Source organism: Rathayibacter sp. VKM Ac-2928, from assembly GCF_022815545.1.
Taxonomy (GTDB): Bacteria; Actinomycetota; Actinomycetes; order Actinomycetales; family Microbacteriaceae; genus Rathayibacter; species Rathayibacter festucae.
The window spans coordinates 386172-400147 of sequence record NZ_JALGRU010000003.1 but is presented as its reverse complement, the minus strand read 5'-3'; the positions used below and the strand labels follow the sequence as shown (position 1 = coordinate 400147).

Below are 13976 nucleotides of genomic sequence, written 5' to 3'. Positions count from 1 at the left end.
CATGACCCTCCAGGAAGGAACCACCGTGGAACTCCGCTCCGGCGACTACACCCTGCGCGCCCGCGCGGGCGGCCTCGAGGTGCTCGCGGGCGAGCACGTCCTCTACGCGAACGACCGCCCGCTGCGCGTCACGGTGAAGACCGTCACCGCGATCAGCGAGTACTCCGGCGCGCCCTACGACGACGTCTCGATCGCGGACGGCGCGCTCACCGCCACCGGCACGATCACCGCGCGCTCGGGCTCGTCGTTCGCCGTCACCGACGTCTGGCGCGTCACGGGCGCGGGCTTCTCCGTGCACCGCGAGGTCGAGGTGCTCGCGGCCGGCGGCGACCTCGGCTTCTCGACGGCCATCTCGCTCGGGCTGACCGGGTCCGCCGACCTGCGCGACTACGAGTGCTTCGCGCCCGGCGCCTGGTACCGCGACAACGCCTTCGGCCCGGCCGACGCGATGGGCCGCGACCCCGGCAGCGAGTACCTCTGGCGCACCGAGACCCACTACGCGCTGCCGCTGTTCGCCGCGCAGAGCCTCGCCACCGGGGAGACCGTGGCGCTCTCGCGCTGGGCGGCCGATGTCACGCTGCCGCGCCTGGACGTGGTCCGCTCGGAGAACTTCACCGACCCGGAGTGCACCGTCGGCTCGATCGGCCTGAGCCGGCCGCAGGGCACCACGCTGAACTACCTGTACTACGGCTTCGGCGTCCGGACGCCGCTCGACGTGGCGCCCGTCGGCCTGTCGATCGACTACGTCTACCCCGGGGCCGACGGCGAGCGCCCGGTCGACAACCCCTACTCCGGGCTCGACTACGACGCGGCTCCGAAGTCGCTGCAGCGGGTCAACCACCCGGTCGAGGTCGGCTTCCGCCAGCGCTATGCCGTGGCCGTCGACCTCGGCCGCCACGACGACTTCGCGACGATGATGCGCGCCACGTGGCGCAGCGCCTACGCGCGCCTCCGCGACGACCTGTTCGAGGTCGACAACGAGCGGCACTTCCACCACGGCATGGCGATCCTGCAGCGGCTCACCCGCCGCTACGGCGACTCCTGGGGCCTGCCGTTCGCCTGCCAGCTGCCGGACCTCGACGTCTCGAGCGTCTCGTTCCAGTTCGGCTTCGTCGGCCAGCAGCCCGGCATCGGCTACCAGCTGCTGCGCTACGGCGACCGCGAGGGCGTGCCCGAGGCGTTCGAGCAGGGCGTCGGCATCGTCGACTTCTGGGCGCGGACGGCCCTGCCCGAGTCGGGCCCGCCGCGGATGTGCTTCAACCCCGCGCTCGGCGGCTTCGAGCCGTACCCGCACTACCTGCGGATGCTCGCGGACGGCGTCGAGGCGATCCTCGACGCCTACCTGCACCTGCGCGGCCTCGGCGACGAGCGGCCGCTCTGGCTCGAGTTCTGCCGGCGGACGGCCGACTGGCTGCTCGAGGTGCAGGACGCCGACGGCAGCTTCCACCGCGCCTACAACGCCGACGGCTCGGTGCGGATGGACTCGCGCTCGAACACCCCGAGCGTCATCCGCTTCCTCGTGCAGCTGCACCTGGTGACGGGGGAGGCGCGCTACCGCGAGTCCGCCGTGCGCGCCGGCGAGTGGTCGTTCGCGAACATCCACCGGACGCTCGAGTACCGCGGCGGCACCTGCGACAACGCCGACATCCAGGACAAGGAGGCCGGCATCTACGGCCTGTTCGGCTTCCTCGCGCTCTACGACCTGACCGAGGAGCACCGCTGGCTGGAGGGCGCCGTCCGCGCCGCCGACTACACCGAGACCTGGACCTACGCGTGGTCCTTCCCGGTGGTCGCGCCCTGGGCGCATCCGTTCAACCGGTACTCGATCAGCGGCCAGAGCATCATCACCCTCGGCGGCGGGGCGGACGTGTACCTGGCGGCCTGCTCGTACAGCTACTACCGGCTGTCCCTGATCACCGGCGACGACCACTACCGCGACGTCGCGGAGTTCCTGCACCGCAACACCCGGCAGTCGACCGACGTCGACGGCAGCGTCGGCTACGCGATGCCCGGCCTCGGCCACGAGAGCGGCGACTTCGCGAGCCAGACGCTGCGCAGCCACCACCACTGGCTGCCCTGGTGCACCTTCGTCGAGGTCGACCCGTCCTCGCGCCTGCGCGACACCTTCGGCGTCTACGAGATCGCCGACGCCCAGCGCCTGCCCCCGGCCGAGCTGGCGGCCCGCAACCGCATCTACGACCGCTACGGGCGGCAGGGCGCCTGACGGCGGGCGGCGGCCGGCAGGCACGTCCGGCTCGCGGAATCACGTTCGGCTCGCTGGATCCGCCAGTTCTCACGTGCCGGGGCGTGTTCTGCGTGCCGGACGTCATCCCGGCTGAACTCCGGCTCGACCTTCGGCTCGCGGTTCCGCGTCCGGCTCGTTGGATCCGCCTGTTTCGGCGTGCCGAGGCGTGTTCCGCGTGCCGAAGGTTCCCCCGGTGGACCTTCGACTCGCGGTTCTGCGTCCGGCTCGCCGGATCCGCCAGTTCCTGCGTGCCCAAGCATGTTCCACGTGCCGGAGGTCACTCCGGCGGACCTCCGGGGGACCTCCGGCTCGCGGTTCCGCGTCCGGCTCGCCGGATCCGCCCGGTTCAGCGTGCCCAGGCGCGTTCCGCGAGCCGGAGGTCACCCCCGCACCCTCAGTCGCGCCACTCCACGTCCACGCGCACCGGCTCCGTGCCGAGGTGCAGCCCGCCCGACACCTCGCGCCCGTCGACCCGCAGCACCGCGTCGCGGAGCGTCCGCAGCCGCGTCCCGCCCGCCGGCACCAGCCACTCCGCGCCCGGCACCCGCCGCACCGTCAGCGACGCGCGCCCCGGCGACCACTCCAGCCGGTCCACCACGAGCCCGCCGCGCGCCCGCAGCCCCGTCACCGCACCGCGCGCCCACACCGACGGCAGCGCCGGGAGCACCGTCAGCGACTCGTCGTCCGACCCGAGCAGCATCGCCGCCACCAGTCCCGGCAGCCCGCCGCTCGCGTCGAGGTTGAAGATCCGCCCCGCGTCGTGCCGGGTCGTCAGCGTCGGCGACCAGTGCTCGACCGCGAGCCACTCCGCGCAGGTCAGTGCCGACTCCGCATCACCCAGCGCCGCGGCCGCCGTGCCCACCTGCACCAGCCCGAACGCCATCTCCATCCGCCCGGGAGGAGCGGTCGGCGCCTCGGCCCGCCACGCGATCTTCGCCGCGACCGTCGCCGCCGCGGCCGCCCGCAGGCGCACGGCCGCCGTACCGTCCCCCTCGAAGGCCGCATCGCTCCCGTACCAGAGCGGGTACAGCTGCGAGGCGTGCCGGTGCGCGATCTCCTCCGCGAACCGCGGGTCGATCCACTCCGCGAGCGTGCCGTCCTGCGCCACGCGGTACTCCGGCAGCTCGGCGACCACTCTCGCCCAGCGCTCGTCGAGCGAGTCGTCGCCGCGGGCCCGCCCGAGCAGCGCGGTCGCCCGGGCGGCGTCGCGCAGCACCGCGACGTCGATCGTCGCGTCGACGGCCAGCGGCGAGCGCGCACCGCCGGGTGTGTTCTCGGGGGAGTAGGAGGGCACGATCCGCCGGACCCCGTCGACCACGGTCGTGCCGGTCTCGGCGAAGCGGAGCACGCCCTCGGCCAGCTCCCACAGCCGGTCGTCCACGATGCCGCGGTCGCCCGTCGCGGCGACGGCGTCGGCGGCGAGGCGCAGCACCCAGCCGCCGCAGCCGGTCCAGAACAGGTGCGGGTAGCTCGCCGCGAAGTGGTCCGCGCGGCCGTGCGTCGACATCCGCGACGGCAGCAGCATCCCCTCCGCCCCGTAGACGAGGCGCGCGTTCTCGCGGTAGTCGTCGAGGTGCGGCAGCACCAGCTCCAGGATCGACAGCGCCAGCTCGGGCGTGCCGGTCGGGATCATCCCCGCCATCGCCCCGTTCTGCACGTTGCCGTTGAGCGTGTAGTCGGCGGACCAGGCAGGCCGCCAGGTCCCCTGCCAGACGCCCTGCAGCGTCGGCGGCAGCTCGCCCGTCGAGGCGACGATGTTCGCCCGGCCGCTGAGGTACGCGAGCTCGACGACGCGGCGGCGCGCGCCCTCGTCGCCGGCGCGGGCCTCGTCCCAGAGGTCTTCGGTGAGCACGGCGGAGGAGGCGCCGGCCAGGTCGAGCGCGGAGGCGCCGACGAGGCGGCCGTGGCCGTCGCGCTGCGCCGCGCGCAGGTCGGTCCACGACAGATCGTCCGCCACCGACTCCTCGTCCGAGAGCGAGAGGTCGAGGCGGAGGAGCCGGGGCGCCCCGGCCGCGACCGGCGCGACGGAGCGGGTGACGCCTCCGTCGACCTGCCACGGTGTCCCGGTGCCGGCGGTGACGACCGCGCGGACGCGCTCGCCCCCGGTCTCCGCGCTGCCGGTCCCGGCGAGGGCGACGAGCCGCCCCGTCGCCCCGCCCTCGACGCTCGCCTCGACGACCGCCGACGCGTCCGGAACCCCGGTGTCGAACGAGGTCGCGTCGCCCGCGCCCAGCCCGAGTTCGACGACGCTCTCGCCGTCGCGGTCGGACTCCACGCACAGCCGCACGCTCTCGCCGCCGTGCGGGGCGAGCAGCCGCACCGCGTGCCGCCCGCCGTCGAGGTCGGTCCACTCGACCGCGACCTCGCCGAGCAGCGGGTCGATCAGGCGGCGGCTCGAGGCGACGCCGCCGGTCGTGCGGATCGAGACGGTCGCGCAGATCCCGAGCGGGTCGGTCCAGATCAGGCCGCCGTCGTAGCCGCTGGAGCGCGCGCCGAGGGTCAGCGCCTCGCTCGCCGCATCGGCGTCGCCGGCCAGCAGGGCGCTGCGCAGCTCCTCCCGCACTCCGGCGAGATCGGGCGCGGCGGGCCGCGCATTGACGGGCAGGAAGTACCGCTCGTGCGCCAGGGACACGGTGAGCGCGTCGGCCGGCCCGTGGACGACGGCGCCGACGCGGCCGCTGCCGACGATCAGCCCCTCCTCCCAGGTGGGAGCGGCGGTGGCGGTGACGAGGAGGTCGGTGCGCGACGATGCGCTGTCGATCGAGGAGATGATCGGTTCCTTTCGGGCTCGAGGGAGCGCCTGATATGTTGCCTGGAACTTCAAATTACCTCTCCCGGTGCGACGGCGCACGGGAGTCGAGAGTAAGGACTCCGCGATGACGCGACCGATCACCCTCTTCACCGGCCAGTGGGCAGACCTCCCGTTCGAGGAGGTGGCCCGTCTCGCCGGCGAGTGGGGCTACGACGGCCTCGAGATCGCCTGCTGGGGCGACCACATCGACGTCGCCCGCTGGGACGACGCGGCGTACGTGCAGAGCCGGAAGGACATCCTGGAGAAGAACGGCCTTCAGGTCTTCGCGATCTCGAACCACCTCACCGGCCAGGCCGTCTGCGACGACCCGATCGACGCGCGCCACCGCGACATCCTCAGCGACCGCGTCTGGGGCGACGGCGACCCCGAGGGCGTCCGCCGGCGGGCCGCGCAGGACCTCAAGGACACCGCCCGCTTCGCCGCCGCGCTCGGCGTGAAGCAGGTCAACGGCTTCTCCGGCTCGTCGATCTGGAAGGGCGTGGCGATGTTCCCGCCGGCCTCCGACGAGTGGATCGCCGCCGGCTACCAGGACTTCGCCGACCGCTTCAACCCGATCCTCGACGTCTTCGAGGAGGTCGGCGTGCGCTACGGCCTCGAGGTGCACCCGAGCGAGATCGCCTACGACTACTGGACCGCGAAGCGCACCCTCGAGGCGATCGGCCACCGGACGTCCTTCGGCTTCAACTTCGACCCGTCGCACTTCGTCTGGCAGCAGCTCGACAGCGTCGCCTTCATCCTCGACTTCGCCGAGCACATCTTCCACGTCCACGTGAAGGAGTCGATCGCCAACCTCGACGGCCGCAACGGCGTCCTCGGCTCGCACCTGCCCTGGGCCAACCCGCGCCGCGGCTGGACCTTCGTCTCGACCGGCCACGGCGCCGTCCCGTGGGAGCCCGTCTTCCGCGCCCTCAACGCGATCGGCTACACCGGCCCGACCAGCGTCGAGTGGGAGGACGCCGGCATGGACCGCCTCGACGGCGCCCCCGAGGCCCTCGCCTTCGTCCGCAAGCTCGACGCCATCACGCCCCCGGCCGACGCCTTCGACGCGGCCTTCTCCACCTCCCGCTGAGCGGCGCGGCGCCGGTGATCGAGCGGCCGGCGCCGGTGATCGAGCGGCTGACGCCGCGCCCCTCTTCTCATGCTGATGGAGCAGCCCGCGCCGCGGGCCACTCCATGCTGATCGAGTCCGCGCCGCGGGCCACTCCATGCTGATCGAGTAGCCCGCGAAGCGGGCGTATCGAGATCCACCATCGCCGAGACCTCGGTCTGCAGCCCCGAGCTGACGACGTCGGGTCTCGATACGCCGCTCCGCGGCTACTCGACCAGCAAGGGGCGGGCACAACATCAGCTGAGAGCAGGGTCCCTCGCCCGTCAGCGGAGGCCACCCCTTCTCAGCTGATGTTGTGCAGCGCCGCAGGCCCTTCATGCTGATCGAGTAGCCCGCGGAGCGGGCGTATCGAGATCCACCGTCGCCGAGACGTCGGTGTTGCAGTCTCACCGTGCAAGCGACGCTGGGTCTCGATACGCCGCTCCGCGGCTACTCGACCAGCATGCAAGGGCGTCCTCCGCTGATCAGGCGATCCGGGGACGCACGAACGGCCGGCCCCCCGCGGGGAGCCGGCCGTCGGTCGTGCAGTGTCCCTACAGCCCCTGCGCGAGGCGGTAGTACGCCGCGTTCGAGCGGATGTCGGCCTCGAAGCCGCGGAGGGTGGTCGACTCGTCGATGACGAGGAGCTCGACGCCGGCGATGCGGGCGAAGTCCTCCCACGCCTCCAGGCCGATCTGCGTCGTCTTCACTGCTTTGCCGCGCCCCTGCGAGGGAAACCCATTTCTTCCGGTGCTCTTCTCGCTGCCAGTACGAGACGAGAGTCGACGAGCTCAGTGATCGTGCTCCACCACCGCGAGCCGGGCGAGACAGTCGCGAGTACCGACGCGATCAGACGGAGTGACCCGTAGACCTTCTCGGTCTGGCCAGTGGGCAGTGATTCGAGCCCGGGGACGGTGCGCATCGCCGAAGTCCCCGCAGGGATGAGAGTCCGATTCCACAGTCGCGCGTGGTGCGCACAGATGTTGCGCACAAGGGTGAGCTGTTCGAGCCAATTGGCGAGCGGGTGGTGCCGCAGAGCCTTTGCTCGCTGGTTGCCGGTAAGACGTTCCGGTGCTATCGCGATCCCGAGCTCGCCGGCGATCGCCCACTGCTCCTCAGCCCTCATCCCCTGGAAGAGCAGAGACAGATCTGCGAAGTCGAGCAGCTCGACGAGCACCCATATCGGCACGCGTCGGTCGTGATGCCGGAGCTCCGACTGGAGCGACCGGGAGCGGCGCGCGGACCGATCGATCCGGGACTCGGCTCGGCGCATCCAGCTCTGATGATCGAAGCCGGGCCGGAAGAAGAGCGGGTCACGGTGAGCGAGTGGATCGCGCCGGACGACCACCTCGACGATCATCCGACGCAGCCCCACTTCGACCCGCTCGATCCCATCGTGCGTGAGCGTCCGGAGTCGACGGTCAAATTCGTAGAGCGCGACGACTTCGGACAGGCGACAGCCGGGATCGAACTCTTCCGACCGCTGCGGGGAGCACGCGGAGTCGGCAAGCCGCTGGTAGACGAGCCAGTAGCCGCTGAGGCGGTGATAGCCGACATATCGGAGCCATCGATCGGCATCGTCGTCGATCGTCATGCCTCTGCTGACCAGGGTGTCGATCTGTTCCGGAATCGTCTGCTCTGTCGCCACGTCGTGTGTCCCGTTCCGCCCCCGGAAAGAGATCCAGCCCGCACCGGATGCACCGGGCGGGCTGAACTGTTGCGATGACGGTACCAGCCGAGCATCCTCCGGCGGCGTCTGGCGCGAGCCGTCGCAGACACACGAGCGGCCGGCCCCCCGCGGGGAGCCGGCCGTCGGTCGTGCAGTGTCTCTACAGCCCCTGCGCGAGGCGGTAGTACGCCGCGTTCGAGCGGATGTCGGCCTCGAAGCCGCGGAGGGTGGTCGACTCGTCGATGACGAGGAGCTCGACGCCGGCGATGCGGGCGAAGTCCTCCCACGCCTCCAGGCCGATCTGCGTCGTCATGACGGTGTGGTGCGCGGCGCCGGCCGTGATCCAGGCCGCGGCGCTGGTGCCGAAGTCGGGGGCGGGCTGCCAGACGGCACGGCCGACCGGCAGGTGCGGCAGCGTCTGCGGCGGCTCGACGGTGGTCACCTTGTTCGCGACCAGGCGGAAGCGCTCGCGCACGTCGCTCAGCGCGACGACGACCGCGTCGCCGGCGTCGGCGGTGAAGACCAGGCGCACCGGGTCCTCGCGGCCGCCGATGCCCAGCGGGTGGATCTCGAGCGACGCGCGCTTCGACGACAGCGACGGCGACACCTCGAGCATGTGCGCGCCGAGGATGAGCTCCTCGCCGGGCGTCATGTCGTAGGTGTAGTCCTCCATCAGGCTGGTGCCGCCGGGCAGGCCGGCGCCCATCACCGCGGCGATGCGGATGAGGACGGCGGTCTTCCAGTCGCCCTCGCCGCCGAAGCCGTAGCCGTCGGCCATCAGGCGCTGCACGGCGAGGCCGGGGAGCTGACGCAGCCCGCCCAGGTCCTCGAAGCTGTCGGTGAACGCCTCGAAGCCGCCCTCCTCCAGGAACGAGCGCAGGCCGATCTCGACCGCCGCGCCGTAGCGGAGCGACTCGTGGCGCTCGCCGCCGGGGAGCAGCTCGGGCACCACGTCGTAGCTCTCGACGTACTCCGCGACCAGCGCGTCGATGTCGGCGTCCGTCGCGGCGTCCACGCGCTCGACGAGCTCGTTGACGCCCCAGGTGTTGACGCTGACGCCCAGGCGGATCTCGGCCTCGGTCTTGTCGCCCTCGGTGACGGCGACGTTGCGCATGTTGTCGCCGAAGCGGGCGACCTTCATGCTCTGCGAGGCCGACCAGCCGGCCGCGGCGCGCGACCAGATGCCGATCGACTCGGTGACCCGGGAGTCGCTCGCGTGGCCGACGACCGTCTTCCGCGGCACGCTCATCCGGCTGAGGATGTAGCCGTGCTCGCGGTCGCCGTGCGCGGCCTGGTTGAGGTTCATGAAGTCGAAGTCGATGTCCTGCCACGGCAGGGCGACGTTCGCCTGGGTGTGGAAGTGCAGCAGCGGCTTGGCCATCGCGTCGAAGCCGTGGATCCACATCTTCGAGGGGCTGAAGGTGTGCATCCAGGTGATGACGCCCACGACGGAGTCGTCGGAGTTCGCCTCGATCATCGTGCGGCGGATCGCGTCGGAGCTCTTCAGCACCGGCTTCCACTCGATCGTGACGGGGATGTTGCTGGACTCGTTCAGCTGCGCGACGACGGCCTGCGACTGCTCGGCGACCTGGCGGAGGGTGTCCTCGCCGTAGAGGTCCTGGCTGCCGGTGAGGAACCAGACGGTGCGGGTCGCGAGGTCGGGGATGATGCTGCGGGTCATGCGAGTGCTCCGGTGGGGTTCTGTCCGTAGACGTTCTGGTAGCGGTCGAACAGGGCGTCGATCGACTCCTGCGGGATGGGGACGAGCTCGCCGCCCTGGCGCGCGATGTGCACGGTGCGGGCGACGTCCTCGGTCATCACCGCGGCCTTGACGGCGTCCTTCGCGTCCTTGCCGATGGTGAAGACGCCGTGGTTCTGCATCAGGACCGCGCGCGAGCGGTGCCCGGTGAGCGTCGAGACGACGCCGCGGCCGATCGAGTCGTCGCCGATGATCGCGAACGGGCCGAGCGGGATCTCACCGCCGAACTCGTCCGCCATCGCGGTGATGACGCAGGGGATCGCCTCGGCGCGGGCGGCCCAGGCGGTGGCGTAGGTGGAGTGCGTGTGCACCTGGCCGCCGACCTCGGGCATCTCGCGGTAGACGTAGGCGTGCGCGGCGGTGTCGCTGGACGGGCTGCGCTCGGACCCGAGGCTGCCCGGGACGACGGTGCCGTCGAGGTCGCAGAGGATCATGTTCTCGGGCGCGAGGTCGTCGTAGGAGACGCCGCTCGGCTTGATCACGAACAGGTCGGCGCCGGGCACGCGGCCGGAGATGTTGCCGCCGGTCCAGATGACGAGGCCGTAGCGGACGAGCTCGGCGTGCAGGCGGGCGACGTCCTCGCGGACGCGGGCGATCGCCGCCTCGACCTCGGGGCCGAACCCGGTGGGCGCAGCGGTCGTGCTGTCGGTCATGCGGTGTCTCCTTGCGTGGTGAGGGTGTCGACGGCCGTCTGCTCGACGGCGAGGCCGGCGCGGTAGCGCTCGAGGTAGGCGGTGAAGCCGGCGACGTCGGCGCTGTCGGGCGCCACCGTCTCGAAGCCGGCGTCGCCGAAGACCTGCTCGGTCAGGTAGGAGTCGAGGGTCGTCCCCTCCTGCAGGCGGAAGGCGGCGAGCACCGCCATGCCCCAGGGGCCGCCCTCGGAGGCGGTCGCGGCGACCGAGACGGGGGCGTCGAGCGCACCGGCGAGGAAGCGCTGGGCGACTCCGGCCGTGCGGAACATGCCGCCGTGCGCGAACATCTCGTCGATCACGACGCCCTCGCCGGCCAGCACGCGCATGCCGAGCGCGAGCGTGCCGAACACGCCGTAGAGCTGCGCGCGCATGAAGTTGGCCAGCGTGAGGCGCGAGTCGGGGGTGCGCACGACGAGCGGGCGGCCCTCGACGAGCCCGGCGATCGGCTCGCCCGCGAGGTGGTTATAGGCGAGGAGCCCGCCCGCGTCGGGCTCGCCGGCCAGCGCCTCCGCGAAGAGGGTGCCGTAGACGGCGTCGCTGTCGGAGGGGCCGCCCGAGGCCGCAGCGAACCGGGAGAACAGGCCGACCCAGGTGGCGAGCTCGCTCGCGCCGTTGTTGCAGTGCACCATCGCGACGAGGTCGCCGGCCGGAGTGGCGACCAGGTCGAGCTCGTGGTGCACGCTCTCGAGCGGGCGCTCCAGGACGACCATCGCGAAGATGCTCGTGCCGGCGCTGACGTTGCCGGTGCGCGGGGCGACGGAGTTGGTGGCGACCATGCCCGTGCCGGCGTCGCCCTCGGGCGGGCAGAACGGGACGCCGGCCTGGAGCGCGCCGGTCGGGTCGAGCAGCAGCGCTCCCTCGGCGGTGAGGTCGCCGGCCGCGGCGCCCGCGGGGAGGACCGTCGGCAGCAGCTCGCGCAGCGGCGGCAGGGTGCCGGCGACGCGGGCGTCGTAGCGCTCGAGGACGGTCTCGTCGTAGTCGCGGGTCGCCGGGTCGGTGGGGACCATGCCGGAGGCGTCGCCGACTCCGAGGACCTTCTCGCCGGTGAGGCGCCAGTGCACGTAGCCCGCGAGGGTGGTGAGGAAGTCGATCCTCTCGACGTGCGGCTCGGAGTCGAGGACCGCCTGGTGCAGGTGCGCGAGCGACCAGCGCAGCGGAATGTTCGCGCCGAACAGCTCGGTCAGCTCGGCCGACGCGGGGCCGGTGCTGGTGTTGCGCCAGGTGCGGAACGGGACGAGGAGCTCACCGGCCTCGTCGAAGGCGAGGTAGCCGTGCATCATCGCGGAGACGCCGAGCGCCCCGACCGTGGTGAGGCGCGCGCCGTGGCGCTTCTCGGCGTCGGCGACGAGGTCGGCGTAGGCGGCCTGGAGCCCCTCGTGCACGGCGTCGAGCGAATAGGTCCAGCGGCGATCGACGAGCTGGTTCTCCCACTCGTGGCTGCCGACGGCGAGGACCACGGACGGGTCGGCCGCGTCGACGAGACAGGCCTTGATGCGGGTGGAGCCGAGCTCGATCCCGAGGGCGGTCGCGCCGCTCGTGATCGCCTCGGCGGGGGGCCGTCGCTGGTCCATTGCACTCCTCGCTGAGGGCCATGTGACCGTTCACAAAGCCACGGGCCAGCGTAGGCGAAGTGTCTTGCGGACGGCAAGCGCGCCGCTCCCGCCCGCCGGTAGCGGACGCCCGCAGGGCGCGTCCTTCGCTGATCGAGTAGTGCCCGCAGGGCGCGTATCGAGATCCACCGTCCGGCGAAGCCGCTTCGCGTCTCGGCGGTGAGGGAAAGCACGCGGCGGTCTTCAGTCATGCTGGTCGAGTAGCCCCGCAGGGGCGTATCGAGACCCGGCGTCGCCGGCAGGGCGGTCTGCAGACTTGTCTTCTGACGCGGGTGGATCTCGATACGCCCGCTGTGCGGGCTACCCGATCAACATGGCTTCCCCCTCCGCAGTAGGTGAGCTTCCCAGGAGGCCCGGCGTCCCACGCTGATCGAGTAGCGCCCGCAGGGCGCGTATCGAGATCCGCCGTCTTCATGCTGGTCGAGTAGCGCCCGGAGGGCGCGTATCGAGACCCGCCGTGCTCATGCTGGTCGAGTAGCCCCGCAGGGGCGTATCGAGACCCGGCGTCGCCGGCGCTCCGCCTCAGACCGCCCGCGTCGAGTCCCGCTCCACCAGCACCGGCGGCACCGGCCGGTCGACGGCGGCCGGCTCGCCCCGCAGCTCCGCCAGCACCACGCCGATCGTGCGGCGGCCGACCTCGGCGAAGTCCTGCCGGATCGTCGTCAGCGGCGGCCGGTAGTGCGCGGCCTCGGGCACGTCGTCGAAGCCGACGACACTCAGGTCCTCGGGCACGCGCACGCCGCGGTCCGCGCAGGCGTGCAGCAGCCCGAGCGCCATCTGGTCGTTCCCGGCGACGACCGCGGTGAGGTCGGCGACCTCGTCGAGCAGCCGCAGCCCCGCCCGGTATCCCGACTCCGCCGTCCAGTCGCCGCCGATGAGCGCGGCCGGCTCCAGCCCCGCCTCCGCCATCCGCGCGGTGAACCCGTCGAGGCGGGCGTGCGCCTCCACCCAGTGCTGCGGGCCTGCGAGGTGGGCAATCCGGGTGTGGCCGAGCGCGAGGAGGTGCTCGGCGGCGAGCCGCGCACCCGCGGCCTGGTCGACGAGGAGTCGCGGGTCGGCCCCGCGCCCCGCCGCGCCGAGGGTGACGAACGGCACTCCGATCGCGAGGCTCTCGATCGCCTCGAGCGCGCGCTCCTGCGGGGCGAGCACGACGATCGCCTCGACCGCCTCGCGCTGGAGGTGCTCGAGCGCGGCGGCCAGCGACTCCGCGTCGGGCGCCGCGTTGACCACGGGCACCCGGTAGCCGGCGTCGCGCGCGGCCTGCTCGATCGCGGCCATCGCCGTGGCGGTGCCGTAGAAGCTGTGACTCTCGGCGGCGAGGATGCCGATCAGCCCGGAGCGGCCGGCCGCGAGAGCCCGGGCTGCGGCGCTGCGCCGGAAGCCGAGGTCGTCGATGGCCGTGAGCACCTTGTCGCGGGTGCGCGGCCGGACCTGCGGGCTGTCGTTGAGCACGCGCGACACCGTCTGGTACGAGACGCCCGCGCTGACCGCGACGTCGCGGATCGTCGGCTGTCTCGGCATGGGGTCACCGTAGCGCCCGGCGCAGTCGGTCGCGTCGGCCCACCCTGCTGGTCTTGCAGCCCCGCAGCGGCCTCCGCATGCTGGTCGAGCAGCCCCGCAGGCGCCTCTGCATGCTGGTCGAGTAGCCCCGCAGGGGCGTATCGAGACCCGCCGCTCGGCAGAACATCAGCCGAGAGCGTCCGTCATCGCCCATCGGCGACGAGAACCACTCCTGGCTGATGTTCTGCGCGGCCTCCGTCCCGTCGCCCTCGTCCAGCCCCGCTCGCTACGGTGACGCTGAGGATTCACTCACGCAGTCAGGAGCCGGACGTGGAGAACCAGCAGATCGCGGCGCTCGTCGCCCTCGTCGTCGCCATCGCGGTGGTCGGATCGGTCATCGCGACCGTCCTGCGGATGCGCGCGGGTGCACCGGGAACGCGCCCGGCCTCACGGGACGGCGGCTCGACCGCCGCGACGGCCGACGGCACCTCGAGCGGGTCGGACACCCGCGACGGCCGTGCCGACGACGGCAGCTCCTCGGACGGCGGCGCCTCGGACGGCGGCGGCGCGGACGGCGGCGGCGGCGGCGACTGAGGCATGGC

The 13976-nt window shown here is 72.4% G+C and carries 9 protein-coding genes and 1 pseudogene; 3 read left to right on the top strand and 7 right to left on the bottom strand.

Going from position 1 to position 13976, the window contains the following annotated elements; translation table 11 throughout:
• Position 1: 1 nt before the first annotated feature.
• On the top strand, positions 2–2224 hold the full coding sequence (locus MT350_RS13340; RefSeq protein ID WP_243616095.1) for a hypothetical protein: 2223 nt from the start codon (positions 2–4) through the stop codon (positions 2222–2224).
• A 415-nt stretch (positions 2225–2639) separates the two neighbouring features.
• On the opposite strand, the gene MT350_RS13335 is transcribed toward MT350_RS13340, so the two are convergent.
• Complete coding sequence (locus MT350_RS13335; RefSeq protein ID WP_243616094.1) at positions 2640–5096, bottom strand: glycoside hydrolase family 95-like protein; 2457 nt, start codon at positions 5094–5096, stop codon at positions 2640–2642.
• Between the two features lie 25 nt (positions 5097–5121).
• On the opposite strand from MT350_RS13335, the gene MT350_RS13330 reads away from it, so the two are divergent.
• Entirely contained in the window at positions 5122–6126 is a 1005-nt protein-coding gene (locus MT350_RS13330) for a sugar phosphate isomerase/epimerase (RefSeq protein ID WP_243616093.1), read from the top strand.
• A gap of 572 nt (positions 6127–6698) precedes the next feature.
• On the opposite strand, the pseudogene MT350_RS13325 reads toward MT350_RS13330, so the two are convergent.
• From MT350_RS13325 to MT350_RS13300, 6 genes and pseudogenes are all read right to left on the bottom strand, one after another.
• Positions 6699–6854: pseudogene (locus MT350_RS13325) on the bottom strand (L-arabinose isomerase); the annotation flags it as partial.
• Positions 6851–7738, bottom strand: coding sequence for an Abi family protein (locus tag MT350_RS13320; protein ID WP_243616215.1), 888 nt, complete (start codon positions 7736–7738; stop codon positions 6851–6853). The gene MT350_RS13320 and the pseudogene MT350_RS13325, both read right to left, overlap by 4 nt.
• Positions 7739–7973: 235 nt before the next feature.
• A complete protein-coding gene (gene araA / locus MT350_RS13315) occupies positions 7974–9494 on the bottom strand; it encodes an L-arabinose isomerase (RefSeq protein ID WP_243616092.1) in 1521 nt (506 codons plus the stop codon).
• On the bottom strand, positions 9491–10225 hold the full coding sequence (locus MT350_RS13310) for an L-ribulose-5-phosphate 4-epimerase (protein ID WP_123732647.1): 735 nt from the start codon (positions 10223–10225) through the stop codon (positions 9491–9493). The genes araA and MT350_RS13310 overlap by 4 nt, the downstream gene beginning before the upstream one ends.
• Positions 10222–11835: a xylulokinase gene (locus tag MT350_RS13305; protein WP_243616091.1), complete on the bottom strand. Its 1614-nt coding sequence runs from the start codon at positions 11833–11835 to the stop codon at positions 10222–10224. Before MT350_RS13305 ends, MT350_RS13310 begins: the two co-directional genes overlap by 4 nt.
• Before the next feature lie 561 nt (positions 11836–12396).
• Positions 12397–13395 carry a substrate-binding domain-containing protein gene (locus MT350_RS13300; RefSeq protein ID WP_243616090.1) on the bottom strand — a complete coding sequence of 333 codons (999 nt, stop codon included), beginning with the start codon at positions 13393–13395 and terminating at the stop codon, positions 12397–12399.
• Positions 13396–13704: 309 nt separating this feature from the next.
• Here MT350_RS13300 and MT350_RS13295 point away from each other — a divergent pair, with 309 nt between their 5' ends.
• The gene (locus MT350_RS13295) at positions 13705–13968 is read left to right on the top strand and encodes a hypothetical protein (RefSeq protein WP_243616089.1); all 264 of its coding nucleotides are present in this window, start codon (positions 13705–13707) and stop codon (positions 13966–13968) included.
• Positions 13969–13976: the final 8 nt, after the last annotated feature.